Genomic DNA, 26,334 nt, shown 5'->3' on the forward strand with positions numbered 1-26,334 from the left:
TGGCGGCAGCTTGGCCTGCGGGAGGGGGCCGCATGAAAACATACGCGATGGGCGACATCCACGGGTGCGCTGCGGCGTTTTGCGAACGAATCGAACAGCTTTCCGAACTGGGGTTTTTCGATTCGAGGTGCGAAGACGTGCTCGTGCTGCTGGGCGACTACGTCGACCGCGGGCCGAACAGCCTGGGCGTGATTCGCGAGGCGATGCGGCTTGAGCGGGATTGTCCCGGGCGCGTTGTGGCGCTGCTGGGCAACCATGAGGACGACCTGCTGCGCTGGCTCGGGGTTGCGGCGCCGATGCCGAAGACCAGTGGCCTGATCAGGCGTTTCGTCAACCGATTCCGTGGCGACCTGGGGAACACGCCCATCGAGCGCCTGAGGATGTGGCGCGCGGCGGACTCCGGCGGTGCCACGTTGCGCTCGTTTCTGGGGCCGGCGGCCTATGCGGAGCTGGAGGACGCCCTTGAGCTGGACGACGCCTTTGCTGCCGACGCATTCGAACGCGCATGCGCGCGCATCCGCTGCGACCATGCGGACGAGGTGCGCTGGCTTTGCGGGCTGTGGCTCTTTCACGAGACCGAGCGCCAGGTTTTCGTGCATGCGGGAATCGACGAGTCGCTCGGGGTCTCATGGGGCACATCGGCCCGCGACACGATGCTGCGCTCGCGGGCAATCCGCTTCGGAACGTTCCCGAAAGACGTTATCGCAGGTCACACGCCTACGTCGAGCATCTGCGGCGACCTGGACTTCCACGGGGCCCTGTGGGACGGCGCGTCGCATTTCTACATGGACGGCGCGACGTTTCTGTCGGGCCGCATTCCCGTTCTGGTGTATGACTCCAGGGACGGAACCTACCGCGAGCTCGACGATGGAGGAGGGTTGCGGGAGGTGCGGCAGTGGCCAGACGTACGGCAGGACCCCTGTTCGGCGGTGGAGTCGGCGCTGTTTCGCGGGCGCGGCGATGCACCCGATTCGGGATCCGCCCGCCAATCGCGAGACGAGCTGCTATAGTTGCGTGCAGAAAAATTGTCATGTTGTACCAGAACGGGGGCGGTTTGAATGGCCGGTGCGAAGTGCCCGCATTGCGGCAACGAGGTTTCGGAGCGCGAGGGATTGTGCCCGCATTGCGGTTCGCGCATGGGGCGCGTTTCCGGCGCCGCGGCTCTTACGGCTGGATGGACGCGACCTCGCAAGAGGGACGCCGCCGTTCGTCCGGACACGTCGCCGGATGTGCTTGCAGAACTTGCCGGGGACGAAGACTGCCTGGTCCGCACGGATGTTGCCGAAAACTACGCCGCGCCGGCCGACGTTTTGCGGCAGCTTTCGCACGACGCGGACGAAGCCGTCCGCATGCGTGTGGCTCGAAACACAGCCGCTCCGGCCGATGTGCTCGAGGCGCTTTCGCATGACGAAGACGTGCGCGTCCGCGAGTCGGTTGCCGAGAACGGAGCCGCACCGGCTGACGCCCTGCGGCTCCTCGCCCAGGATGAGACCGAATTGGTTCGCATGTGCACCGCCGAAAACGGAAACGCCCCGGCCGACATTTTGCGGCAGCTTTCGCACGACGAGGACGAAACCGTCCGTTGCATCGCGGCCGGCAACACCAATGCGCCGGCCGACGTGCTCGAGGCGCTCGCGCATGATGCGGACAGGGGCGTTCGCTGTGCCGTTTCCCTTAACGCAAACACGCCGGTCAGCGCCCTGTGCCACCTTTCGCAGGATGCGGACCAAGACGTTCAGACCAACGCAGTGTACGCCATGCGGGTGCTCGCGATGAGCCCGGATGCGCCGGCCGACGCGCTGCGTGAGCTTGCCCGTGAGCATGACGAAGACGTCCGGACCTCCGTCGCGTACAACGTTGCAACGCCCACCGACGTTTTGCGCGAGCTTGCCCAAGACGAAAACGAAGACGTGCGCAGGGGCGTGGCGCAAAATCCGAGCGCGCCGGCGGATGCCATCGCGGCACTCGCCCAAGACGCCGCCGAGGCCGTGCGCGGCTACCTCGCCTTCAACCCCAACGCCCCGGCCGACGTTCTTAAGGAACTCGCCCGGACCGACGACGCAGACACCCGATCGGCCGTCGCGTGCAACCGCAACACGCCGCCCGACGTCCTTCGGGGTCTGTCGCGCGACGGGGACGAGCGCGTTCGCGAAGGGGTCGCTTGCAACGCCAACGCCCCGGCCGACGTTCTGGAAGCGCTTGCCCAGGACGAAAACGAAGGCGTGCTTGCAGGCGTCGCCGCGAATGCCAACACCCCGATCGCCGTTGTCGAAACGTTGGCCCGAGGCGGACACGGCGCCCTTGTCACCCACCTGGCCCACGCCCGCCTGGCGTGACGGACCCCGGGCCTTTATTGCCACACTTGCGGGCCGAATGCCAGTGGGCGAGTATTCCTGAATCAGCTGCTACATTTGCTCCAGTTATTACCGCATTACAGGAATAACTGGAGCAATTATTAAGTCGAACCCTGAGCGCTGTCGGCCTTGGGTGAGTGCGCTCGACGGTGGTTGAAACAACGTGGGCTAGTCGACTTCGATGCTGGCGAGAATGCCCTCGATGAGCGGCTCGTAGATGTCGTCCTGCTCGACGGGATGGGAGAAACGCACTTCCAAGTATCCTTCGCTCATCTCGATGGTCGCCTCGATGGACCGCAAGTCACCAATGTGGTCGCGGTGGACAATAGCGTCATATCCGTTGATGGATGTTGGCTCCCCATCTATATAGTTCGACCAGTCATCAAAGGATGCCACGTCGCTTCGATCGATGGACAGATAAGACCCTCCATCTTCGCTATTGAAATAGAAATGAGTGTTCTGCGTCAACTCCGTGCTCTGCCTGATTAGCTGTGAATCCTTCGTACTCTAGCTGTTCCCAGGCGCAAAGGTTGTTGATCGGCGACACGTGCTCGAGACAGAGGGGATCGTCGACGTCCGCCCGTCATCCGTTATCAAGACCGTCAGGTTGGAAAAGGCAAATGCACTGTCACAGTGCATAATCGTGCGGAAATTGCACTGTCGCAGTGCAATTTGAACCGTCCTGCGCAAGCAGACATTCGGACAAGGAGGTTCACGGCTACGGCAACGTGGTTCCCCTGTGGGCGTTCGGCTTGAACTACTGATTATCCTGCGTGACGTTGACCTGGGTCTATCTGGACGCGCCAACGCCCACTCTTGCGGATTCGGCCAGAGGGAGCAGCTCCTTCTGGCCGGATCCGATTGGGGTCATGCAAAGGCGGGCGCGGCGAGGCTCGACCCCAGGATACGCTTTCCGCTTGCATCCGATGCACGGCAGAGGCCGACGGCGCACCTGTCCGAGGTGGGGAGGCTATAATGCAAAGGGCGCGCCGTTTGCGAGGCGCGCTTTCGGCAAGACCGCATCATGAGAGGACGGCGCCATGAAGACCTTCCAGCTGCAAACGTCTGCGTTTTCGTTTCACGACATAACTGCCCAGGTGAAACAGGCCGTGCGCGAAAGCGGGGTTCGCGAGGGGCTGTGCACCGTGTACTGCCCGCACACGACCGCAGCCATCACCATCAACGAGAACGCCGATCCCGACGTGCAGCGCGACCTGAAGTTCGCCCTGATTGACGCGTTCGGCGACCGCGACCGTCCCGAGTTCCGCCACGCCGAGGGCAACAGCCATGCGCACCTGAAGTCCAGTCTGATAGGTGCGTCCGAGACCATCCCCATCAGCAACGGTTCGCTCACGTTGGGCACTTGGCAGGGCATCTACTTCTGCGAGTTCGACGGCCCGCGCAGCCGCCGGTTCTTCGTGCAGATCGTGGGGGAGTAGGGCCCTGGCGGGCGCCCGGCCACCCGCGCGGCGCGCCGTTCTCCGCCTCCGTGCAACGAGAATCGCGTTTCGTGCGCACTTAAGGGGATAATCTGCCGGATCGCGAGCCCCGGGCGCCCCAGGCGGTCCGTCCGTGCGATAAATAAACCACAGATATAAACAAAGTGTGGCGTAAAATCCTCTCCGCTCGGGCAAAGCGGCCTTCGGGGCGCCTCCGGATCGCAGATTATCCCCCTAAGTGCGCAGAAATCCGAATTCCCGTTGCACGGCGGGGCGCGAACGGCCCGGATGCGCTAGCTGGCGGGTCTCAAACCAATCTCTGCCCCCTGTTCACGGGTTTCTTCCTTCGTATCGGGGGGTGCTTCGGTGACGAGGCCAGTGGCTATGCATCGCAGGTGCGACAAATAGGCTACGCAGCAACTATGATATAATTCAGATAGAATTTGCCAGAAGGAGGCTAGAATGCAGATCATGCCGGTGTCGGAGCTACGCAATCATTACTCCGCAGTGGAAGAAGCAGTGTCCACGGGAGGCCCAGTTTTCCTGACCAAAAACGGATACGGTTCCATGGTCGTGATGAGCATGGAACAATACGAGAACCTGACGGGCAACGTGGAAGCTATGCTGGATGCTGCGGATCGTCAGGCATCTTCAACCACGTTGCGCTACAGCCATGATGACGTGTTCGGCGCTCTGAGGGGAGAGCTTGACCGTGGCGAAGCAATATAGACTGCAGTACCTCCCTCTTTTCTGGAGCGATCTTGAGCAGGCGTTATTCTATATTCGCGACGTGCTCAAGAACCCTGCTGCGGCGCAACGGCTGCTCGATCGGACCGAAGAGGCTATTCTTGAACACGCCAAGGCGCCCACCATGGCACAGCTTTATAAAACCACGCGGCCGCATCCGCAACCGTATTACTGGTTTGCGGTTGGCAACTACATGGTGTTCTATGTGGTGTTCGATGATGTTATGGAGGTTCGGCGGTTTGTCTACGGCGCCCGCGACCTAACCAAAATCCTGCCTTGATGCAGGGCATCTACTTCTGCGAGTTCGACGGCCCGCGCAGCCGCCGGTTCTTCGTGCAGATCGTGGGGGAGTAGGGCCCTGGCGGGCGCCCGGCCACCCGCACGGCGCGCCGTTCTCCGCCTCCGTGCAACGAGAATCGCGTTTCGTGCGCACTTAAGGGGATAATCTGCCGGATCGCGAGCCCCGGGCGCCCCAGGCGGTCCGTCCGTGCGATAAATAAACCACATATGCACTCAATATGTGGCGTAAAATCCTGTCCAATCGGGCGAAGCGGCCTTCGGGGCGCCTCCGGATTGCAGATTATCCCCCTAAGTGCGCAGAAATCCGAATTCCCGTTGCACGGCGGGGCGCGAACGGCCCGGATGCGCTAGCTGGCGGGGCGCGAACGGCCCGGATGCGCTAGCTGGCGGGGCACTAACGGGAAACAAGGGTCTGCCCATGTGCACAGGGATTGAAGAAAAGCCCTGGTCGGGTCCTCGCTACATGAGGAAGCGGACCGATGCGTTCACGGCGCTTTCGTGGAGCTCCTGGAATGTCTCGAGGCCTTCCGGAAGAGGACGGTCGGTGTCTGCGATCCATCGGGAGGCGAACCCCACCAGCGCCCAGGCGGCATAGGCACAGTGCAGTTGATGCTCGAAGCTGCCTCCGCGCTCGCCAAAATGCAGAGCCGCTTCGATAAATGCGGCTTCTATGCCATCTGCCAGGCATTTTGCGAGCGAGCCGTCGTCGGAAGGCAGCAGGGCGCGCAGCAGGTTCTCGTGGCGGGCGAGCGACATGACGATCGACTCGTAAAACGCGTCGTCGGCACCCGTGCTGGCTCGGCGCTCCGCCGAAGATAGGCTTTCGGTGCGCACGTCGTTCACGAGCTCGCCGACCATCGCGGCGTACAGGTCTGACACGCTGGCGTGGTGCAGATAGAACGCGTTGCGGCTTATTCCTGCGCGGCGGCAAACGGCGCTCGCCGTAATCGACGCAATCGGCGTTTCGCCCACCAGGTCCATGAAGGCTTTTCGGATGGCCTCTTCGGTGCGAACGTAGCGCAGGTCCTTCGTGTTCGTCATGGCGTGCTCGTTTCCGCAAAATACGTGACAGTTGTTCAACAAGGTAGTTTTAAGTGACAGTTCAGCCCTTGGTGACAATTGACCAAGATGCGTGACACATGTACCTTACATGTATTAGCAAGTGTTGTCAAAATAGAACGGGGACTCCCTTGTTTAAGATTCTGCCTGTTATTTACCGCGACCGCGGCTTCATGAGTCAGCCGTTCGCATTCGGCGGCGAGGACGGTCCCGAGGCATTCGACGCCAACATCCGCTACCGCTCAGGTTTGCAGAACTACCTTATCGACACGGGTGACGAAGTCGTCCTGGTGGACACCGGCATACCGGCAGGCACGCCGCTGAACGCAGGCAAGATCGCCGAACTGAGCGGGCTCGACCGCAAGGTCGTAGACAAGGCCATGGCCGAGTTGAAGAAGACGGGCGCCATCGTGTCGCCTGTGCGCTGCAAGTGGGAGCCGGCGAAATAATCCCACATCATTTAGGTTTTTAACTGTTCCGATCGAGGAGGTTTTCATGGCAGACAAGCAAGCAGAGATCCAGGCATTGCAGGCAATCGTGACAGGGCTTTCCAGCCAGAGCTTCAGCCACCGCATCCAGGGCCTGGTGTTCGGGTCCAAGGGTCTGGCGGCGCTGGCGGACAAGTACGCCGAGCACGCCGAAGAGGAAATGACCTGGGTCGAGAAGTTCGCCAACCGCATTCTGGACCTCGGCGGCGACATCAAGATCGAGGCCACGCCCGAGGTGAAGGTGTACGACGACATCGTCGAGTACCTGAAGAACGAGAAGAAGGTGTCCGAGGAAGGCATCGCCCAGGTCAGCGAGATGATGCCCGTGTTCGCGAGCGACTTCGTGGCGTACGAGGACGTGAAGGCCTACCTGATCGACGAGGACGCCGACCTGCAGGAAACCAACCAGGACCTGGAGCTCATCGAGCTGATTGGCGTGCAGAACTGGCTGGTGCAGAAGCTCAACGGCACCGCTGCTTCCACCACCGCCGAATAGCGGCCGAACAATCGAACGCGACAGCATAGCTGGGAAACCGGTCGGAGGGGGGCGCCCTTCCGACCGGTTTTTTACGAGGCGATGCGCTCGATGGGCCGCGCGGGGCTGCCGAGCAAGACGGCCGCTTCTGACCGCGGTATTTTCCTGCAAATGATTTGAAACGTCGTGAAGTCCACGCACGTATAATGGTTATACATCTCAGTCGGGGACGGAACGGAGCTTCATGAAACTCAAGAAGGCAAATGCGGCAATCGGATTGTTGTCGGCTCTATTCGCGCTCATCCATATCGGATACCATGCGTTCTGCTATCTGACCTTCTATTACAACCCCGTGCTCACGATGGTGTTCTCGCTTCCGTTCATCGTGCTGGTGTGCGTGCACGCGGTTTTGGGCATGCTCACGGTTTTCCTCAGCTCCGACGGCACGCGGCTCGATCTTTACCCTAAGCAGAACCGCACCACCGTCCTCAAGCGTGTTTCCGCCGCGCTCATATTCCCGCTGCTCATCATCCATGTCGACAGTTTCGCCCTCATGCAGCAAAGCGCCGAGGCGGGCAACGCCGCGTTCATCGTGCTGCTCATCCTGACCGAGGTCCTGTTCTTCGCGGTGGTGCTGACCCACGTTGCAACGTCGTTGACCGCCGGTTTCATCACGCTGGGGTTCGTGGATTCCATCAAGGTTCAAACGCGGATGGACCGGGCCGCATATGCGATCGGGGCTGTGGCGTTCGCCGTTTCCGCGTACGCCGTCGCGAGCGGCCATGTGGCGATGTTCCTGCTCGGGTAGGTGCGTATGGATAGGGTTGTTGTCATAGGAAGCGGCATTGCAGGGTGCGCGTGCGCCGTTCGTCTTGCCGAAGCAGGCGTGCATGTGACGCTCATTTCGCCGTTTCCCTCGGAACGTTCGCAGTCCGTCATGGCCGCCGGCGGGATCAACGCCGTGTTGGAAAACTGCGAGGCGGGCGACAGCGTTGCCGGCCACATCGACGACACCATGCGCGGCGGGCGCGGCATCGCGGGCCGGGCTGCGGTCGGGTCGCTGTGCGAGCATGCGTCCGACGTGGTCGAATACCTCGAGCGCATCGGAACGGTGTTCACGCTGGACAAGGATGGTTCGCTTGCGCGGCGCGCGTTCGGCGGCCAAACGCACAGGCGCACGTACTACTGCGGATCGTCGACGGGAAAGCAGATCGTGTCGGCGCTGGTGATGGAGGTCAGGCGCTTCGAGGCGCGCGGGCTTATCCAGCGCAGGCTCTGGAGCTGCTTCCATTCGGCCCTCATACAGGACGGCCGCTGCCACGGCGCCATCCTGTTCGACGAGGCGAGCGGCGGTTTGACAATGGAGCTTGCCGACGCGCTGGTCGTGGCGACGGGCGGGCAGAACGCGCTGTTCGGGAAGACGACCGGTTCCACCCAATGCGACGGGTATGCGGCAGGAAAACTCTTCATGCAGGGGGTCGACCTCAAGAACCTCGAATTCATCCAATACCACCCCACTACGCTCGAGACCCCGCAGAAGCGCATACTGGTTTCGGAGGCCGTGCGCGGCGAAGGCGGGCGGCTCTTCTATCTGGACGGCGACGAGCGCGTGTACTTTATGGAAGAGAAGTACGGCGAACGCGGCAACCTTATGCCGCGCGACGTTGTGAGCCAACAGATGGCTGCAGTCGGACGTCAGGTCTACCTCGATGCCACCGTGCTTGGCAAGCGCGTTATTGACGAGCGGTTGTCCGAGGTCAGAGACGTGTGCCGGAAGTATCGCGGCATCGACATCGCCAAAGAGCCCATTCCTGTGGCGCCGTCCGTTCACTTCTTCATGGGTGGCATCGCCGTCGACAACAGCCACGAGACGAACGTCGAGAACCTGTTCGCCATCGGCGAGTGCGCGTCGATGTACCATGGCGCCAACCGGCTGGGCGGCAACTCGCTGCTGTCCGCTATATACAGCGGCTGGGTGGCGGCAGATGCCATTGCGGGCTGCGATTCGGTCCGAACGGCGCCCGATTTCTCGACGTTGCTTTCCGAGGAGAGCCGAAAACTGGCGCGCATGTGCGATGCCTCGGGCACGGTTCCAGCCGCGCGCGTGCGCGACGTGCTCACGGAAACCATGGACCGGAAGATGGGCGTTGTACGCGACGGCACGGCGCTTGCAGACGGCGTGGCCGATATCGACCGGTGCCTTTCCGACGTGGACAAGATAAGCTACGACCCTCACGTCATGATGTACATGAATTACTGTTTACCAGGTCTTTTGGTGCTTGCGCGAGCGGCGCTTGCGTGCGCGGAACATCGTACGGAGAGCCGAGGGGCGCATGTGAGAAGCGACTATCCCGCCGCTCGGGACGATTTCGCGTTCGCGAGCATCGTTTCGTACAACGAAGGCGAGTTCAAGGTGTGGCTGGACAAGGACGGGCGCTATGAACGTTAGGGTATTGAGGCAGCTTGGGCCGGGCACCCCTCCATACTGGGAAAGCTTCGACATGGACGTTTCGGGCGACATGACCGTAGCGGCGCTGCTCGATCGCATCAACACCAGCAACGACGTGGTTGACGACCAGGGCAACCCGATCACGAACATCGGGTGGGAGTGCTCGTGTCTGCAGGGCGTGTGCGGCGGGTGCGCCATGGTGGTGAACGGCGAGCCCGTGCTGGCGTGCGAGGTTCACCTGCGCGATCTGAAGGGCAGCGGCATCGAGATCCGCCCGTTGCGGAAGTTCCCCGTGATACACGACCTGGTTGTGGACAGAACGTCGATCCACGAGAACCTTAAGCGCTCCAACGTGTACATCGAGTCGTACGACCCCGGCGACGCAACCAGGCGCGCAAAGGCGGCGCAGGACCGGCAGCACCAGTACGATATTGGGAAATGCCTGAAGTGCGGGCTGTGCCTGGAGGTTTGCCCGAACTACACGAGCGGCGAGCATTTCTTCGGCGCGCTGTTCGCGAACGACTGCTACATGGTGGCCTCGCGCAACAAGGCCAAGGCGGGCGAGATGCAGGCGCTTTACGACCGTCATTTCGGGCGGGACTGCTCCAAGTCCCTTTCCTGCATGGACGTGTGCCCAGCGGGCATCGCGACAATCGCATCGATGGCCCGTATGAACCGCTGATCGCATTCGGCAACGGTGGGAAAGCGCCTCCCCCAAAACAGGGGAGGAGGGTGAAATCCCTGGTACTCGGGGATGTGCGACGAATGCGCCCGAACTAAGGTGCGGTGCAACGGGGCCGGACAAGGCGGCCTCACAACCCATGAGGGAGGCACCCAATGAGCACCTTTTCGCGTAGGGATTTCTTCAAAACCGGCAGCATTTCGGCCGCGGGCATCGCGGGGGCTTCTATGGGACATCGGGGACGGAGCCCCTTGTCCGTTCGTTGACGCGCAGAAATGGGAAAGGAGCGGGTCCAGGTCTGGCGTTTCAGAATCAGCACGTTGCCTTTTTGCGGGCTGGCGCGGTAGAATCGACGCATCGTAATCGCAGGCAGAAGGGGTTTCCTATGAAACATTTCGCAAACGTGGCGCTGGGCGTTGTTGTGGGATGTGCTGTCGGGTGCGCGGTGGCGTCGCTGGTCATCCACCGCAACGTAATCGCGGCTGTGGTCAAGGGCGAGCCGATTCCCGAACCGCCGGCATGGCACAAGAACCATCCCTTCATGTCCAAGGATGCATAACGGACCGTTCCCGTCGGGGCGTCCGGTTGCCGTTGGTTTCGAATGCACTGAATAACCTGCCGGTACGGTCAAGATGTCTGACGGGATTTGCTTAATAGGGAACGCAAACGGAGACAGTTGCAGGTTCGAAGCCACCAGAGCTTTGACGGGTCTGCGAAGGGCGGACTCAACATCAGGACGGTGTGCGCGATGACTGGGCGGATAACGGCGCGTGCAGAAAACGTGCCTATATAAAACGGCCCTCGCTCGCTCGAGGCCCGTTCGTGCAACGAAAATCGGATCAGCGGAGCGGTTGAGGGGGATAATCCGCCGGAGACGCTCCCGATTGGACTTTAGGGAACCCATGATGACGACTGTTCAACCACACATATATATATGATGTGTGGCGAAACGTTGCCTGCCTAGCAACGGACGAAGGCACCGAGGGGGTGCTGTCACGCGGATTATCCCCCTCAAGTGCTCCAGCAACTGAAATCTCGTTGCACGAGCCGAGAAACCAAAGGGTTGTGGGGTCGTTTGTGCTGGCGAATCCTGCGAAATCTGCACGAGATTCTAAGTTGTGATTGCCTTGAGTGAACCAAGGCTTGCCGTCGGTGCGTTTGCCTAGGTGGGAATTTGGCGAAACGTCCGAATTCGGAGCATGCGCCCGAAACAGAATGCACAACTTCGAATCTGAAAAAAACGGCGATTTTGCCAACTGAGTCCGATCTAAGGCTCGAGCGAACATCATGTGAGCCGTGGCGAATTCGTTCCCCGCCAATCGGCCGTAAAGGCAACCGTGAATTTTTTACGGCCGTTGAAAAAGCAATTGTATATTAAATCGGCCGTCGACAAGCAACCGTAAAAGCAGCCGCAAATTTTTACGGACTCGTTTACGGCCGCTATTTGTAGTGGTTCCGCCAAATGCGGACTCTTTCAAACCCGCGGCACTGCGCCAGCAGCTAATCAACGCGAGACATCCACCCGCCCGTTGAATGACATTTTCCCAGACAGAGGCGTAGCGGGGTATTCCCTTGGTAGAATGTGGGCACCGCAATAAGAATCGCCATCGACAAAATCGGTTGGAGTCATGACCCACGGGATATCGAAATACGCGTTGATAAACGGTGCGGAAGCCTCACTCATCGAGGCTATTCCCCATGCCCTGACGAATGATGCGGTCTGCGTTTTCGAAGATGCAGCAGGCAAGCGTCGGTACGTCTCGAAGGCCGAGTGGGTTGCGGGGGCTGATGAGTTCATCCATTATGCGGCGGAAAAACGGCTGGTTACCTCAGAAAGTCCTACCAGGGACAAGATCGTCCTCTTCAAATCGCTGTTCAAGGGCCGCGAAGATGTGTACGCGCATGGCTTTGTCAAGCGAGAAGGCGGTATCGGCTATGCTCCGAACTGCGCCAATGAAAGAACGCGCCGATGCCCGCGATGGACGAAGGCCAACCCTGGCGTGAAGTGCACCGACTGCCCTGCGCGCCAGTTCATTCCCGTTAATGACCGGGCAATCGTTGACCATCTCAAAGGCGATCACGACGACCTGCGTGACGTGATGGGTCTTTATGTGCTGACGCCGGATTGCAAGACATGGGTGCTCGTGGCCGACTTCGACGAAGGCGGGTGGCAGCGCGAAACGGCGCTGTACTGCGAATCTTGTCGCCAGTTCGGTCTGTTTCCAGCAGTCGAACGCTCTCGTTCTGGAAACGGTGCGCACGTTTGGCTGTTCTTCGAAGAGCCCATCGACGCCGAGCTGGCCAGAAGCCTTGGAGGCGTAATCATCACGCACGCCATGGACGAAGCGCCAGGCATGACTTTCGAGTCGTACGACCGATTCTTCCCAACGCAATCCACCATTCCACAAGGCGGTTTCGGCAACCTGATTGCGTTGCCGTTGCAGGGTCGGGCGCAGCGACAGTCGAACTCCGTGTTCGTGGACGAGCGCTTCGACGCGTTTCAGGATCAGTGGCGGTTCTTGTCGTCCGTTTCGAAAGTGTCTGCCCAAAAGGTTCAGGAAATCGTCGGTTCCGCAGCTGACGGACCGTTAGGGCAGCTTGCTTTCGCAAGCGCTCCGTCTCGAAAGGCGAGTGTATCGGCGGGCCGCGAGGTCTCCGGTTTGTCGGAGCCCGCCACAAAGCCCGCACCTGGCACCTTCCCCAAAACCTTGGACGTGACCAGGGCGAACATGCTCTATGTGGCTAAAGAGGGTCTTTCCCAGAATGCGCTCAACAGAATCAGGCGTCTGGCTGCGTTTGGCAATCCCGAGTTCTATCGGGCGCAGGCCATGCATCAATCCGTTTATGGAAAGCGCCGAATCGTATGGTGCGGCGAAGAGGACGAGGCGTACATCATGCTGCCACGCGGATGCGAGCAAAGACTCATCAGATTGCTGAGCGAGCATGGGTGCGTATGCCATTTCGACGACAAGCGCACCGATGGCGTGCCGATTGGCGCGACGTTTTCCGGCGTTTTGCGCGACCGGCAGCAACAGGCGGTGGATGCGTTGCTGCGCCATGAGAGCGGCATCCTGATGGCCCCGACGGGTTTCGGGAAGACGGTGATCGGGGCATGCATCATCGGTAAGCTGAAGATGCGCACCCTGGTCATCGTCCCGAAAACGAACCTTATCGACCAGTGGAAAACACGGCTCGAACAGTTCTTGGTTATCGAGGACAATCGGCCTGCGCTGCTTACGAAATCAGGCCGCCCAAGCAGGAGGAAGCGACCCGTCATCGGTCAAATTGGTGGAGGGAAGAACGCGCCGAGCGGCATCGTGGACATTGCCACGTTCCAATCTCTTTCCTTTAAGGACGACTTGGGAATTCCGAGCGCAAAGCCCATCGTCGAGGATTACGGGCTCGTCATCTGCGACGAGTGCCATTATGGGGCCGCTCCCAACCTGGAATTGGTCATGAAGAACGTGACAGCCAAGTACGTCTATGGGCTGTCCGCCACCCCAAAAAGAGCTGACGGTCTGGAGCGCATCATCTATATGCATTGCGGTCCCATTCGGCATAAGGTCGACCCGAAGGAGCAGGCTGCCGAGCAGGGGTTCGTGCGCACCCTGCAGCCGCGATTCACCCGTGTGAGGCTGGCATCGCTGGAGCCTGGTTTTTCGTTCAACCAGGTCGTCGATGCGCTTTGCGAGCACGCCGCTCGAAACGACCTGATTGCGGAAGACGCGGCGGGTGCGGTGCGGGCTGGCCGAACGCCGCTTGTTATTACAAAACGTAAAGAACACGCGTCTGAACTCGCTAAACGTTTGGAAGAAGCCGGTGTTACGACCTATGTGCTTACGGGTGAGGGGACCGCACGGGAAAAGCGCGACCGAATCGAGCGGGTGCGTAATGCGACGGGCTCCGATTATGCGATTGTCGCGACTGGCAGCTATATCGGTGAAGGTTTCGACTTGCCCCAGCTCGACACGTTGATGCTAGCGTCGCCCTATTCCCATGAAGGGGTGATTACACAGTATTCAGGTCGTTTGCACCGTGAGAGCGAAGGCAAAACCGACGTGATTGTGTACGACTACGTCGACACCAGTGTGCCTATGCTTGAGCGCATGTACAAACGACGACTCAAGACCTATGCGAAGCTTGGATACACGATTAAGGATGCGACGGAGTTGCAAGGGCCTGGTGCCCGCATCGTGACGGCCGAGTCCTGGCGCATGGATTTTCTCGCGGACTTGTCCCAGGCGAGCAGGCGTGTCGTGATTTCGACGCCGTATGCGAATCCGAATCTAGTGGACTCCATGATGGCTGACTTTAAGGACGCGCTTGCCAGGGGCGTCGAAGTCGAGGTCGTGATGAGAAAGGCGAAGTCAGTTGCTTCTGTTGAGCTGCAGACGCGGATTTCGGAGGGACTTTCTTCCGCGGGGTGCACGGTCACCGTTGAGGATGCGCCAGTTACCGGCGTTGCCATTTTCGACGGCAAGGTGTCTTGGTATGGAACGCTGCCGTTGCTGGCCTTTCCCAAAAACGATGACTGCAGCTTGAGGGTCGACAGCGCCGAAGTCGCCGCCGACCTGGCAGGGGCCGTCGGAATCCAGTCGGAACATGCCGATATTGCGACGGGGTGAGCAAGAAACTGACGAGACGTCCGGTTGATACGGGTCGAGTCATAGGCAAAAACGGTTCTTGGGCGCTTGGGGGTCGCGTTCGTGCAACGAAAATCGAATCAGCGGAGCGGTTGAGGGGGATAATCCGCCGGAGACGCTCCCGATTGGACCTTAGGGAACCCATGATGACGACTGTTCAACCACACATACATATGATGTGTGGCGAAACGTTGCCTGCCTAGCAGCGAACGAAAGCTCCGAAGGGTGCTGTCACGCGGATTATCCCCCTCAAGTGCTCCAGCGCCGGAAATCTCGTTGCACCAGGGTGCCGAGCCGCCGATATTTGACGCGCAGCCCTCGCGAAAAGGGATCATTCTGCCTTCGGGTTTCTCGCGAAGAGGCGGAAGGGTACAATGGGCGTCCGGGAACGAACGGAGACGCATATGGACTCGATGACAACCACGATTCTCGACGAGCTTCAAACCGTCGAACGCGAACACGGCGTGCGGGTGCTTGCGGCCATCGAGTCGGGCAGCCGCGCATGGGGCTTCGACTCGCCGGACAGCGACTACGACGTGCGCTTCGTCTACGTGCATCCCGTCGAAAACTACCTGCGTTTGGACCAGGGCCGCGACACCATCGAGTGGAAGCTCGACGACGTGCTGGACATCAACGGCTGGGACCTGGCGAAATTCCTCCGCCTTGTGCACGCATCCAATCCATCGGCCTTCGAGTGGCTGGGTTCGCCCATCGTCTACCGCGAATCGCCCGAGTTCGCGGCGGTGCGTCAGGTGGCGCCGACGTGCTTCTCGCCGCTGGCCAGCGTGCACCACTACCTGGGCATGGCCAAAACCAACGCGGCGGCGCTTTCTGGGGACGCTGTCAAGTTGAAGAAGTATCTTTACGTCATGCGGGCGCTGCTTGCCGCGCGATGGGCCGTCCAAAAGGCCACGCCCGTGCCGATGCTGTTTGAGGATTTGGCGAATGCCCTGCTTGAGCCCGAGATGCGCGGCGTGGTCGCTGGCATGCTCGCCGAAAAACGTGTGGGTGACGAACGCGAGCTCCATGCGCGCATTCCCGAAGTGGATGCGTGGATCGTTTGCGCCCGCGCCGATCTGGAAGAGCGTTGCGCCCGGGTGACCGCCCTCCCGAAACCCAATTGGGATGCTCTTGACCAGGTGTTTGTCTCAATTGTGATGGGGGAGCGTTAGGGCTGGATTCTTGCGGACGGCCTGTGCAATCGCATCGGCCGATACAGTTTTCCCCGTTTGTTTCACTTTGGCTCAAAACCGTACAAAACGTAAAATTGTACGGTCAGTTTCGTGTGCCTTGTCTTTAGACTGGGTTTCAGCAGAAGACAGACGAGCGAAAGGAACCGAATCATGAGCAGGGTATGCGAGATTCTGGGAATCGAGAAACCGGTGGTCCATGCCCCGATGCTGTGGCTGACCAGCCCTGAACTGGTTGCCGCTGTAAGCAATGCGGGCGGTTTGGGTGTAATCGGCGTCGGCGCGGGATCTACCGAGCCCGAGGCTACGCGCGAAGCCACAAACGAGGCGTTCCGCACGGCCGTGCGCCGCGTGAAGGAGCTGACGGACAGGCCCTTCGGTGTGAACCTGATGACCGCGGCGTCCGACCCCAACGGCCACAATGCCGACACTATCGCCATCATGAAGGAGGAGGGCGTGGCTGTGGTCGTGCTCGTGGGCGACGTGTTCGCCGACGGTGAGATTGCCGCGCTCAAGGCCGACGGCTTCAAAGTGGTTGCACGCCAGCTCAACCCCACGGTTGCGGGTGCCAAGCGTCTTGAGGAGCTGGGCGCGGATGCCATAGTGGCCACGGGCTGCGACGAGGGCGGTGTCATGCCGGCCGGCGCGACGGGCACCATGGCGATGGTGGCCCTCATGTCCGAGGCCGTGGACATTCCCGTTCTGGCAGCGGGCGGCATCGTCAACGAGAAATTCGCCCGTGCCTCCGCCGTGCTGGGTGCCGAGGGCGCTTTCGCCGGCACGCGTTTCATCCTGTCCGAGGAGTGCCGCGCAGCGCAGGCCACCAAGCAGGACCTTCTGGACGCTTCGGCCGACGACATGGTGACGATCACCGTTTGGGGCGGCGGCGGACGCTGGCGCACCACTCCCACGGCCAAGGCCGTTGCGGCCGCGCAGGCCAACATGGCTGGCGATCTCAACCCTGACCAGGGAGATTACCGCAAGAGCGAGCTTTTGGGCCAGCTCGACGAGGGCATCAACTCCGCGAGCAGCGTCGTCTCCCTGGTGAAGAGCATCGACTCCTGCTCCGACATCGTGGCCGACCTCGCCCGTGGCTACGAATAGCCCCATCGACAACCGCTGCGGTCGGAGCTAGGACGTGCCCCACATCCTTTCTTCCGCGTTCTATTTACTCCGCTTCGCCTGTAGAGTTGTAAAAACCCAGGCCACATGGCCTGGGTTTTTTGATGGCGGTTGAGCGGGCGGTGCGGTCGACATATGCTGCGTTCATGAGATCGTCGGAGCCGGCGCGCGTGCCGGACGCGTGCCGGCGGTTGCGGAGGTGCACTTGGCGAGTGGATGTGGATCGGCGAAACGCGTCGGCAGGGGTTTTAGACCGTGTGCGAGCCTCTTCGTGCAACGAAAAACCGGTTTGGTGTGCACTTAAGGGGATAATCGGTAACACGAGTTTTGAAATCGGCCTCACTCCTCCTGAGTCTAGTCAAGATACGCCACAAATGAATATGAAATGTGGCGAAACGCGGAACATAGAACAGCTCAGAGCCTTTTTTGACGCGTTTGATTTACAGATTATCCCCCTAAGTGCACACGAAACGTAAATTTCGTTGCACGGCGCCTTGGAAACACGAGTTCGGCAGCGCCGATGTCGGCTCGGAACCGTGCAGGAGTCTCTTCGTGCAATGAAAATCGGATCTGCGGAGCGGTTGAGGGGGATAATCCGCCGAGCGCACTGCCAGTTGGTCGTCAGGCGACGTTTTCGAGCGTGCGTTCGGCAACAAACAGATGCGATGTGTGGCGTAACGTGCGAGATGTCTCAACTGAGGAGCCCTCCGAAGAGCATCGCCGCGCGGATTATCCCCCTCAACCGCTCCAGCAACTGAAAAATCGTTGCATGAGTCCCGAAGCGAGGTGTTTTGACCTCGGACTCGACTCGCAAACGTGGCAAGTCCGATGACGCGAAGTCGTTTCGAACCAGGCGGACGCACGAACGAGTCTCCGCCCTGCGTCAGTGGCGGATCTCCTCTGACGACCGTGCGATTGCCTCACCGGTTCACGGGTGATGCGGACCATGAACGAAGATGGATATGCGACCGCCCCCGTTCGCACAGACGTATGCGGCAACTCGGCTTGAATGATGTAGTATTGGTTCGACTGTGTTTGGCACGTCGGACGAAATGCAGCGCCTCGGGAGAAGGGGAATGCCATGATGAAGGAAAAGACCGTTGTCTTGTCGAAATGCGCGTCGTGCGGCCAGCTGTTCGGCATAACGATGGAGCGTATCGGCGGAATTTGGCATTGCGTCTGGGCGTTTAAGATTTCCGAATCGATGGCCCATTTCGAGGGGTACGGAGACGAACCCGTGTCCGGCAACATCTTCGTGAGCGACGAGTATCCGGGCTGTCCCTACTGCGGAAACATGGGGTGGGTGAGCTGCGGCGATTGCAAGAAACTCACCTGCTATGGGGCCGAAATCGGCAGCGATTTCACCTGCGCCTGGTGCGGACACTCCGGCGCAACCGAGGCCGCCGATTCCTTTGAGCTGCGCGGCGGCGGCATGTAACTGGTCCGGTGGACGCCCGTCCGCCCCGCGAACGCGGGGCGGGTGTCGAAGGGTCCGAAAGGTCGCAGCCATCTGCCGTTGTTGGTCGGCGCCTGGTCGACACGCTGTTGTGCTACGTGCGCCCTCTCAAGTGAGGTTTCATGCTTCCAGAGTACGTAAAGTTCTATCATGACAAACTGCCTGATTGGATGCGCCCCATCTACGAGCGCATCTATTGGTCCGTGCGGAATCAGGACGAAGCCGTCATCGTGGACGACCCGGAGCGCAAGCTTGACATCGACCAGCTGCTTTACCTCCAGGAATGCATCTACTACGACTGCCCGGCGTTTTATTATTGGCGCTACGCCAAGGCCACGATCTTCACCTTTGCCAAGGGCAACAAGCACCAGATCAAGCTGACGTATTGGTACACGCCGGAGAAGCGCGCGCATTTCGACAGGCGGCTGAGCGCGGTTGTGCAGCGGTTCCTGAATGACCATATCGCATCCGGTATGACGCAATACAAGCGTGAACTGGCCATTCACGATTATCTGGTGCAGACCGTGACCTATGACACCGAGGCCTTGGCGGTCAACAACGACCCGACCAACCCTCGACATCACGACGAAATCTACAGCGTGCTTGGGGCGCTGCTTAAGCGGAAGGCGGTGTGCGCGGGCATATCCAGCGGGTTCAAACTGCTGTGCGACGCGGCGCGAATCAAATGCTTTGTGGTGGTGGGAAGCTCGACGCATGAGTCGGACGCGGGGGAGCGTCACGCCTGGAACATGGTCAAGCTCGACGGCGAGACGTATCACGTGGATGCCACTTGGGACATACGCGACGCGGGGGACATCCGCATGTGCTACGACTACCTGAATCTGACAGACGGCCTGATCCGGTTCGATCACACCTGGTCAAGTACCATTTATCCTGCTTGCACGGCGCTCGAGTACAACTATTACCACCGCGGGCGCTACTTCGTGACCAAGCTGGACCGGGTGGGGAAATACGTGCGGAAGCACCTCGCGGCGGGCGAACGGTACCTGGCTTTCAAATTCGCCAATGACGCCATGGCACCCGACGACGCGATTGCCGCCGAAATCAAGAAGGGCATCCGTGCGGCTCGCGTCTCGTGCACCTACGATTACTATATCTCTCAGGAGACGCATAACATCTACCTGCGCATACGTGAGATCTAGGCGGGTGCCGCATGGTGCGCCGTGCCGCGTGGGGAAGGCGCCGCGCGCGCATCGGGCGGTCCGTTCGAGAGTCGATGGCGGCTCGGGCGTCGTGCCTCGTGGGGAAGGCGCCGCGCGCGCATCGTGCCGCCCAGCTCGCGAGCCGGCAAACGGTGCAGGCGTCGGCCGGTCGGGACAACAAGCGGCGGGCCGCCGCTATGCGAGGGCCCGCTTCGGTTTCGTTCGCTTTCCGCGTCGGACGGTTCCCTTAGTTGCGGAGGCACCAATCGGAGTAGGCGACGTCGCCTTCGTATTTGGCGCACAGCTCCTCGACGAATCCGTCTGCGTCCATTTCCCTCAGCGTGTCGGAAACGGTTTGCGCCATACCCTCCTGACCTGGGGCGAAAGCAATGGCATAGTGCTCGACGTACAGCGTCTCGTCCTGCTGCATGAATGCATCCGGATGGTCGGCCATCGCCTGCAGGGCAGTGCCGCTGTCGCAAACGACCGCATCGACAGCGCCTTGCTCGAGCTGGTCGAACGCCTCGGTGTACGAGCCTACCGTGCCGATACCGCCGCCATTGAAGGTGGCTGCAATGGCGGTGTAGGAGTCGTCGTACTCGAGCAAGTCGAATGCGAAAGAGTAATCCTGGGTGACGACGTTCTTGCCGGCCAGGTCGCTCAGCGAGTAGATGCCGGAATCTGCCCTCACGACAACCACCTGAAGGTTGTACATATACGGGTCGGACCACGCGTACTGGGTCTGGTAGTTATCGTAGGTGAAGCCGTTCCACACGCACGTGATTTCGCCGGATTCAAGCATGGCGTCCTTGGAGTCCCAGTCGATGGGTTGAACCTTCAGCGTCCAGCCGTTGCGGTTGCAGACCTCGGCGGCCAGGTCCAGGTCGAAACCGGTGTACGTCTGTCCGTTGTCGGCCAGGTACCCGTCTTCGCCGGGGTCGGCCTGGTATCCGAAGGGCGGGTAATCGCCGTCGAAGCCGACGATGAAGGCGTTCTCATCCGAAGCGCTCGGCGCGGCGCTCGAACTGCCCATTCCGAAACCGCCCACCGTGCCTTCTGCATCTCCGGTGTCGGATTCAGTTTTCGCCTCATCTTTCGTTTCGACGGACTCGGTTTTGGTCTTGCCGGCGTCGTCGACCTCGGACGCCTCGTCGCCCGAACCCAGGACGAACAGGGCCAACGCAACGACTGCAGCAACCAGAACCACGGCCGCCGCGGCGATTGCTATGGCGATGCCGCGTTTGAATTGCGTCGGCTGAGCGCCTGATGGGGCGGTGGTTTCGGGATTCGCCTTTCCCGCTGGAGCTGCGGTTGCGCCGTCGTAGGGACGTCCGCACTGCATGCAGAATCTGTTCATGGGATTGCGGGGCGTGCCGCAGTTCGGACAGACGGCCGGAGTTTCGGGAGAAGGCGTTTGCCCAGCTGGAGCTGCGTTTGCGGGGGTTCCGCACTTGGTGCAAAACGGCTGGTCCTCGGCGAGGGGCGCGCCGCAGCTTCGACAGAAGTGGCTGGTCATGATGCCTCCTGGTGGTCGCAATATTTTCGTGCGTGAACATTCTACATCCGTGGTCGCCGTAATGGTGTGCCGCGAGCCATTCGCCAGGCGAGCGCTTTTCGGGCTCGGCTCCGATTGCCGGACGGAACCAGTTGCGAGGCAGAAACCAGTCGCGGCGGCGTGCGGGCACCTCGGGAAGCGGGTCGGGCCCGCGAAGGCACCGGCGCGCGGCGGGGCGCACCGTCTCGGAATACGCGGAACGTGCGCCGCACACCCCTCATGCGAGAGCAACCAACGCGTGACAAATACGATACACTTGTTTCTAACCGCGCTTGAGCCGCAGGAAGGAAACGGAATGCCCTCGATCCACCAGAGAATAGACTCCATAAACGCGCAGCTTGCCGCCCAGAAGCAGCTCATCGGTCAGCTCGAGGCCGAGCGCAGCGCGCTTCCCGGTCAGCTTTCCAGTCTTATGGAAGGCGAGCGCGACCGCATGCTCCGCGAGCGTCGGAAATGGGAGGATCTGCGCGAGGACGTCAACGTGTGCTACCGCCGCGTGAAGGACGCCCTCCACGTGAACAACCTGGCAATACCCCGCAGCCACGGCTCGGGCGAGCGGCCAAACTTGGAGCGGCTGTACGAAATGACCCGCGACCCTGCGGCGGTGGCCCAGTCGCCGAGCCGCACCGATGAGGTGCTGCGCCTGTGCGGGCGCTACCTCGACTACATCGACGTCCACGTTCGGCAGATCGAGAACAGCGGCTCGTCCCGATGCGACCAGCACAACCGTGAGCTGGACGTGCGCCGCCAGCAGATCGACCGTCGGATTCGAGAGGCGCACGCGTCGGAAGACGCCATCCTCGGCGGCCCCGAGGGCACCGAGCTCGCTGCAGCTTTGCGGCGTGCGCAGGCGGAAAGCGCCGTGAGCGTCGCCCGCCTGAACAGGTGGCCCGAGGCCGGGGCCTGCGCGTCCGCCCTGTTCGGATACGAAGGCCCCAAAATCAATGCAGACAGGGAGAAGGCCGACCTGCTCAAGCGTACGTTCGGGAATATGGTCAGCGGAAACAAGCTGTGCCTGGCCCGCAACATACAACTGGAAAGGGGCTTCGGCGCCCGGGTGGAATACAACGTGAACGACGAAGACAGGGTGGTGGCCGGCATCGAGGCCATGCTGCTGAGCGCGCTGCTGGCGCGTCCCGCCCGCGGGCTGCGGGTGATCACGGCCGACGGCATCCATTACGGCCCGACGTTTTTGGGACGTTTGGAACCTTTGGCTCGCGTGAGGAAGAGCGGCTTTCTGCGGGTGCCGGCAAGTGACGACGAGATGCGCGCCATGCTAAAAAGCCAGCACGCCCACTATTCGGGCTTGCAGACCAAACTCGCAGGTCAAACCCTGGAACAATACAACGCCGCCCACCCGGACGAGGCGCTGCCGCCCACGGTGCTTCTGGTGGCGCAGGACCCGAACGCATTCGGGTTCTCGATGGCTGGCTCCGAGCTGGCGTTTCTGGCGGGTAACGCGCGCTCGCTGGGCATCACGGTGGTGGAGCTGGTGCGGTTGGATCCCCGCAGCCAGAACCAGCGCGCATTCCAGTCGACGCTCACGACGGGCGCCGACATCGTGGTGCGCCAGACCGACGACGGGCGGTTCTACGTCCTGCACAACGACAAGAAACGCCGCTTCATGTGGGGCCGCGTGCCTGATCTGCCTGCGGATTTCGTGAGCCGTGCCTGCCAGCTGGCGGCGCCGCAGACCTTCGGCTCGGTGTATTTCGACCGGCCGGAGCTGTCGTTCACGCTGCCCACGCGATCGGTGGGCAAGCGCCGTCCCATCACGGTGCCCATCGGCATCGACGATGACGACAAGCTGTTCAACTGCACGTTCGAGGGCGACAACTTCGCCGCGTACATCATGGGCGCCGCGGGCTCGGGCAAATCCTCGCTGCTGCACACCATCATCGGCAGCCTGATCATGAACTACCACCCCGACGAGGTGGAGCTGTGGCTGGTGGACTTCAACAAGACGGAGTTTTCGGAATACGCCAAGCTCAAGCCGCCCCACGTGCGCAACGTGCTGTTGGAAGAATCCGAACAGCTGATGTTCGACCTGATAGACGAGCTGATGGCCCGCATGGAGCGCCGCGAGAGCCTCTTCGAGGCGAACGGATGGAAGAACCTGTCCGACGTGCCGCCCAGCGTGTTCATGCCGGCGATCTTCGTGATCATCGACGAGTTCGCCCAGGTCTCGATGCAGCTTTTGGAAACCCGCAACAGCACCGCGCTTCCCGACTACACCCTGAAGCTGGAATCGCTTCTGCGGCTGGGGCGCAAGTTCGGCATCAAGTTCATCTTCTCGAGCCAGAGCTTCCTGAGCGGCGTGCGCGCCCTGACCGAAACGGCCCGCAACCAGATTCAGCTGCGCCTGGCCATGAAGAACGTCCGCGACGAGGTGGAAGGCACGCTGGGCGTAGACGGGTCCAACCGCACCGACGCGCTGATGGACGAGATCAACAGCCTGGGGCGGTTCCAGAGCATCTTCCGCCAGCAGGAGAAGGTGGACGGCCGCGACACCTGGCGCTACTACCACGTGCGCAACCTGTATTTGGAATACGACGCGCTGCGCAAGGCGGTCTTGGACGTGAACGCGGCCCTTCATGCGGAAAACGCCTCGAGCACCGACTTCGCACAGGCTCTGACCAGCGATAACGCCTACGCCGACAAGCATCCCGTGTTTCTGACCAGCGATGCGCCCGTGCCTTACGGCGTGATGAAGGAACGGTACCGGAAATTCGCCGGCAACGTGCGCGCTCATGCGGGCTACGAGACGGTGGACCTGAGCCGCACGGCGTTGCTGAACCTGGGCGTACCCGCCAGCTTCGTGCAGGTGAAGCCCGCGATTATGGATCTGTCGGGCCCCGAAGAGAACGTGCTGGTGGCGGGCGGAACCGACGACGAGCGGGCCTGCATGGCCATGTCGGCGCTGCGCAGCTGGTTCGAGGTGGACCCCAACCATGAGGGCATCGAGGTGTGGGGCAGCGGGAACGCTCGCGCCTACGCCGACCACATGGACTATTGGGGCAAGCTGACCCACGCATCGAGCCCCGGCGAGATAAAAGCCCGGGTGGAGAGCCTGAAGGACAAGGTGCTCGCAGACAAGAGGCCGCGTTTGGTGATCGTCTTCGGGCTGGATGCCATATTCGACGAGATGGGCGAAATGGAGGAGCTGGCCGAGCTCAGCTCTTTGGGCGGTTCCGCACCCAAAGCGAACGAGCCGGCCAAGTCGGACGGCGGCGGAACGGACCTGTGGAGCCTGATGCAGTCGCTGGACGAACAGATCGGGGACGGGCCTTTGGACGACGCGACCCGTGCATCGATTCAGAGCCAGATCGACGGCTACAACGCCGGCGTTCCTGCCAGGTCGGGCGCGCCCATCGCATCGGGCGACGTCAAGCGCGTGAAGTCCATCATCGGGAAGCTGCTCGAGGTGGGTCCCAAACGGGGGACGCACTTCGTCGTTTTGCAGCCCGATGCCTATTCGGTCAAAAAATGCGGCCTTGACCAGCAGCTCTTCATGCACAAGGTGGCATTCCCCATGAGCCGCGGTGACTCGTACGACCTGTTCGGCGGACCTGTGGCCAGCAACCTGGCGGCGGGCACCGCGGTCTATACCTGCGAGCGCAGGCAGGTGCGCATCGTCATGAGGCCGCACATCTACAAGGGCATGGTCGTCAACGGATGGCGTTTCGACGGCACGACCACAAGCCGCACGGGAGGTGCATAGCATGTCAGAAGGAAGCTCCGGCGCGGGTTCCAAGCGCGTCGCCATATCGCGCGAAGGCGCCGACGAGCTGCGCTACCTGGCGTTTCGGCTGGATTCGTCCTACACCGAGGCGAAGGCGGCCAACGCCGCGCTGCTGACGGCCGTCATGCCCTTGCTGCAGGTGGACATCGAGTTCATGAAGGAGATCCGCAACTGCGTGGCGGACAGCGTCGAGCAGCTGAACGCTTCGGCCGAAAGCATAACCGACCTGACGAAGGCCCTGTGCGGCCTGGCGGACAAGATCGAGGACTTCCTGCAGCGCATGGCGTCGCCGGCGGGAAGCTCTGCGTCGGGCTCCGAGGCTGCGAACGCGGCGGACGTCCATATGGAAGACGACCCCGTGGCGCACCTTCCGGAGTTGTTTTTCGATGTGGCTGTAAAGTCGGACGGCGATGACGACGAGCCGCCCGAGGTGCCGGCGTACACCGGTGCACCGGTTTTCGACCACCACGGCAACGACGAGGAGATGTACGACCTTGCCAACATCGGCAAGGATTACTGGCTGGAGGCGGTTCCCAAGTCGGGAAGGGAAGACACCGTGAGCGCCCGCTCCGTGGTTGGAGCGCGGTTCTTCGACGATGAGGGCATGACCGAGGACGCGTTCTGGATGAAGCCGGGCGGTGCAGGGTCTTCCGCCGCCGAAGCATACGCGCGCTACGGCGAGCTGGCCTCCCATGTGCCCGAAGTGGCGAAGCGGATGTCCAAGGGCGAAACCCTGGAGAGCCTTGCGAGCGACCCCGTTTTGGGTCAAACTGCGCAATCCTTTTTCGCGAAGGAGCGTAGGATCAGGGTGGTGGAGAAAAACGGCCGCTACTTCCTGTCGCCCGCCGAGGCCAACGCCGGGGATGCGGCCCAACGGCTTTGCATTGCCCAGGACATGGGGCTGAACATCCCCGTTTTGGTCACGCACTACATGCATCGCAAGTAATGCACGGCGGGAGAGGGTGTATGATGGACGACGGTTTTACGTTGGTTTCCGGCAGGTCGGTTTTCAAAACCGGCGGGTCTGATGTGTAGGGAAGTGCCATGCGGGTAGGGGTAACTCAAGAAGGCGTCGATGCGCTGCGCAAGCTGGCGAAACAGCTTCGCGCGTCGTTCAACGATGCCGCCGCAGCCAACCGCAAGCTCGTGGACGACGTGACGGCGGTGCAGCACATCGATGTCGAGTTCGTCCGTGAAATCGGCGATTGCGCCGTATCCTGCCAAGCCCAGTTGAAACAATCCCTGGAAAGCGTGACGGTTCTGTGCGACCGTCTGGACCTGCTGGCGAACAAGATCGAGGCGACGCTTCTGTCTTTGGGCGAAGGCGGCTCATCCGAGGGGCCGTCCGGCTCGTCGGACCCCGGCAGTACCGCAGGTGTCGGCTCCAAGAGCAGGCCTTTTAATTCTGGAGATTCTGACGGTCAGTCCAAAGGACGAAGCCGCTGATCCTGCGGCATAACGAGAAAGGAA

22 protein-coding genes are annotated in these 26,334 nt (G+C 61.2%); 19 read left to right on the plus strand and 3 right to left on the minus strand.

Features of this window, described 5'->3' with window-relative positions; genetic code table 11:
* Positions 1–32: 32 nt before the first annotated feature.
* Positions 33–1,010, plus strand: a complete 978-nt coding sequence (locus tag SHEL_RS01840; RefSeq protein WP_012797545.1) for a metallophosphoesterase — start codon at positions 33–35, stop codon at positions 1,008–1,010.
* A gap of 48 nt (positions 1,011–1,058) precedes the next feature.
* The gene (locus tag SHEL_RS01845; protein WP_012797546.1) at positions 1,059–2,336 is read left to right on the plus strand and encodes a zinc ribbon domain-containing protein; all 1,278 of its coding nucleotides are present in this window, start codon (positions 1,059–1,061) and stop codon (positions 2,334–2,336) included.
* A 186-nt stretch (positions 2,337–2,522) separates the two neighbouring features.
* Here the strand turns inward: SHEL_RS01845 and SHEL_RS01850 are convergent, their stop codons facing one another.
* Entirely contained in the window at positions 2,523–2,822 is a 300-nt protein-coding gene (locus SHEL_RS01850; protein ID WP_012797547.1) for a hypothetical protein, read from the minus strand.
* 572 nt (positions 2,823–3,394) lie between these two features.
* Here SHEL_RS01850 and SHEL_RS01860 point away from each other — a divergent pair.
* The 3 genes from SHEL_RS01860 to SHEL_RS01870 all read left to right on the plus strand — a co-directional run bounded on the left by SHEL_RS01860 (position 3,395) and on the right by SHEL_RS01870 (position 4,820).
* The gene (locus SHEL_RS01860) at positions 3,395–3,793 is read left to right on the plus strand and encodes a secondary thiamine-phosphate synthase enzyme YjbQ (RefSeq protein ID WP_012797548.1); all 399 of its coding nucleotides are present in this window, start codon (positions 3,395–3,397) and stop codon (positions 3,791–3,793) included.
* A gap of 462 nt (positions 3,794–4,255) precedes the next feature.
* Positions 4,256–4,522, plus strand: coding sequence for a type II toxin-antitoxin system Phd/YefM family antitoxin (locus SHEL_RS01865; protein WP_012797549.1), 267 nt, complete (start codon positions 4,256–4,258; stop codon positions 4,520–4,522).
* A complete protein-coding gene (locus SHEL_RS01870) occupies positions 4,506–4,820 on the plus strand; it encodes a type II toxin-antitoxin system RelE/ParE family toxin (RefSeq protein WP_012797550.1) in 315 nt (104 codons plus the stop codon). The genes SHEL_RS01865 and SHEL_RS01870 overlap by 17 nt, the downstream gene beginning before the upstream one ends.
* 479 nt (positions 4,821–5,299) lie before the next feature.
* Here SHEL_RS01870 and SHEL_RS14155 read toward each other — a convergent pair whose 3' ends face one another.
* A complete protein-coding gene (locus SHEL_RS14155; protein WP_012797551.1) occupies positions 5,300–5,881 on the minus strand; it encodes a TetR/AcrR family transcriptional regulator in 582 nt (193 codons plus the stop codon).
* Positions 5,882–6,030: 149 nt separating this feature from the next.
* Here SHEL_RS14155 and SHEL_RS15550 point away from each other — a divergent pair, with 149 nt between their 5' ends.
* From SHEL_RS15550 to SHEL_RS01925, 11 genes are all read left to right on the plus strand, one after another.
* Complete coding sequence (locus tag SHEL_RS15550) at positions 6,031–6,348, plus strand: MBL fold metallo-hydrolase (protein WP_012797552.1); 318 nt, start codon at positions 6,031–6,033, stop codon at positions 6,346–6,348.
* Between the two features lie 46 nt (positions 6,349–6,394).
* Positions 6,395–6,883, plus strand: a complete 489-nt coding sequence (locus tag SHEL_RS01885) for a ferritin-like domain-containing protein (protein WP_012797553.1) — start codon at positions 6,395–6,397, stop codon at positions 6,881–6,883.
* A 223-nt stretch (positions 6,884–7,106) separates the two neighbouring features.
* On the plus strand, positions 7,107–7,670 hold the full coding sequence (locus tag SHEL_RS01890; protein ID WP_012797554.1) for a hypothetical protein: 564 nt from the start codon (positions 7,107–7,109) through the stop codon (positions 7,668–7,670).
* 6 nt (positions 7,671–7,676) lie between these two features.
* Positions 7,677–9,311: an FAD-dependent oxidoreductase gene (locus tag SHEL_RS01895; protein WP_012797555.1), complete on the plus strand. Its 1,635-nt coding sequence runs from the start codon at positions 7,677–7,679 to the stop codon at positions 9,309–9,311.
* Entirely contained in the window at positions 9,301–9,993 is a 693-nt protein-coding gene (locus SHEL_RS01900) for a succinate dehydrogenase/fumarate reductase iron-sulfur subunit (RefSeq protein ID WP_012797556.1), read from the plus strand. The genes SHEL_RS01895 and SHEL_RS01900 overlap by 11 nt, the downstream gene beginning before the upstream one ends.
* 385 nt (positions 9,994–10,378) lie before the next feature.
* Positions 10,379–10,552 (plus strand): hypothetical protein, encoded by a 174-nt coding sequence (locus SHEL_RS15205; protein WP_012797557.1) that lies wholly within the window; start codon positions 10,379–10,381, stop codon positions 10,550–10,552.
* Between the two features lie 1,069 nt (positions 10,553–11,621).
* Positions 11,622–14,618 carry a TOTE conflict system archaeo-eukaryotic primase domain-containing protein gene (locus tag SHEL_RS01905; RefSeq protein ID WP_012797558.1) on the plus strand — a complete coding sequence of 999 codons (2,997 nt, stop codon included), beginning with the start codon at positions 11,622–11,624 and terminating at the stop codon, positions 14,616–14,618.
* A 422-nt stretch (positions 14,619–15,040) separates the two neighbouring features.
* Positions 15,041–15,808 carry a nucleotidyltransferase domain-containing protein gene (locus SHEL_RS01910; RefSeq protein WP_197720371.1) on the plus strand — a complete coding sequence of 256 codons (768 nt, stop codon included), beginning with the start codon at positions 15,041–15,043 and terminating at the stop codon, positions 15,806–15,808.
* A 171-nt stretch (positions 15,809–15,979) separates the two neighbouring features.
* Positions 15,980–16,930, plus strand: coding sequence for an NAD(P)H-dependent flavin oxidoreductase (locus SHEL_RS01915; protein ID WP_012797560.1), 951 nt, complete (start codon positions 15,980–15,982; stop codon positions 16,928–16,930).
* A gap of 1,099 nt (positions 16,931–18,029) precedes the next feature.
* Positions 18,030–18,386, plus strand: a complete 357-nt coding sequence (locus tag SHEL_RS01920; RefSeq protein ID WP_012797561.1) for a hypothetical protein — start codon at positions 18,030–18,032, stop codon at positions 18,384–18,386.
* Positions 18,387–18,526: 140 nt separating this feature from the next.
* Complete coding sequence (locus SHEL_RS01925) at positions 18,527–19,567, plus strand: transglutaminase domain-containing protein (protein ID WP_012797562.1); 1,041 nt, start codon at positions 18,527–18,529, stop codon at positions 19,565–19,567.
* 247 nt (positions 19,568–19,814) lie between these two features.
* On the opposite strand, the gene SHEL_RS14160 is transcribed toward SHEL_RS01925, so the two are convergent.
* On the minus strand, positions 19,815–21,083 hold the full coding sequence (locus SHEL_RS14160; RefSeq protein ID WP_050749504.1) for a transporter substrate-binding domain-containing protein: 1,269 nt from the start codon (positions 21,081–21,083) through the stop codon (positions 19,815–19,817).
* A 334-nt stretch (positions 21,084–21,417) separates the two neighbouring features.
* Between SHEL_RS14160 and SHEL_RS01935 the strand changes: the two genes are divergently transcribed.
* The 3 genes from SHEL_RS01935 (at position 21,418) to SHEL_RS01945 (ending at position 26,310) form a co-directional block, all read left to right on the plus strand.
* On the plus strand, positions 21,418–24,843 hold the full coding sequence (locus SHEL_RS01935; protein ID WP_012797564.1) for an FtsK/SpoIIIE domain-containing protein: 3,426 nt from the start codon (positions 21,418–21,420) through the stop codon (positions 24,841–24,843).
* Position 24,844: 1 nt separating this feature from the next.
* On the plus strand, positions 24,845–25,810 hold the full coding sequence (locus tag SHEL_RS01940) for a hypothetical protein (protein WP_012797565.1): 966 nt from the start codon (positions 24,845–24,847) through the stop codon (positions 25,808–25,810).
* Between the two features lie 98 nt (positions 25,811–25,908).
* Positions 25,909–26,310, plus strand: coding sequence for a hypothetical protein (locus tag SHEL_RS01945; protein WP_012797566.1), 402 nt, complete (start codon positions 25,909–25,911; stop codon positions 26,308–26,310).
* Positions 26,311–26,334 lie beyond the last annotated feature (24 nt).

The organism is Slackia heliotrinireducens DSM 20476 (assembly GCF_000023885.1).
Taxonomy (GTDB): Bacteria; Actinomycetota; Coriobacteriia; order Coriobacteriales; family Eggerthellaceae; genus Slackia; species Slackia heliotrinireducens.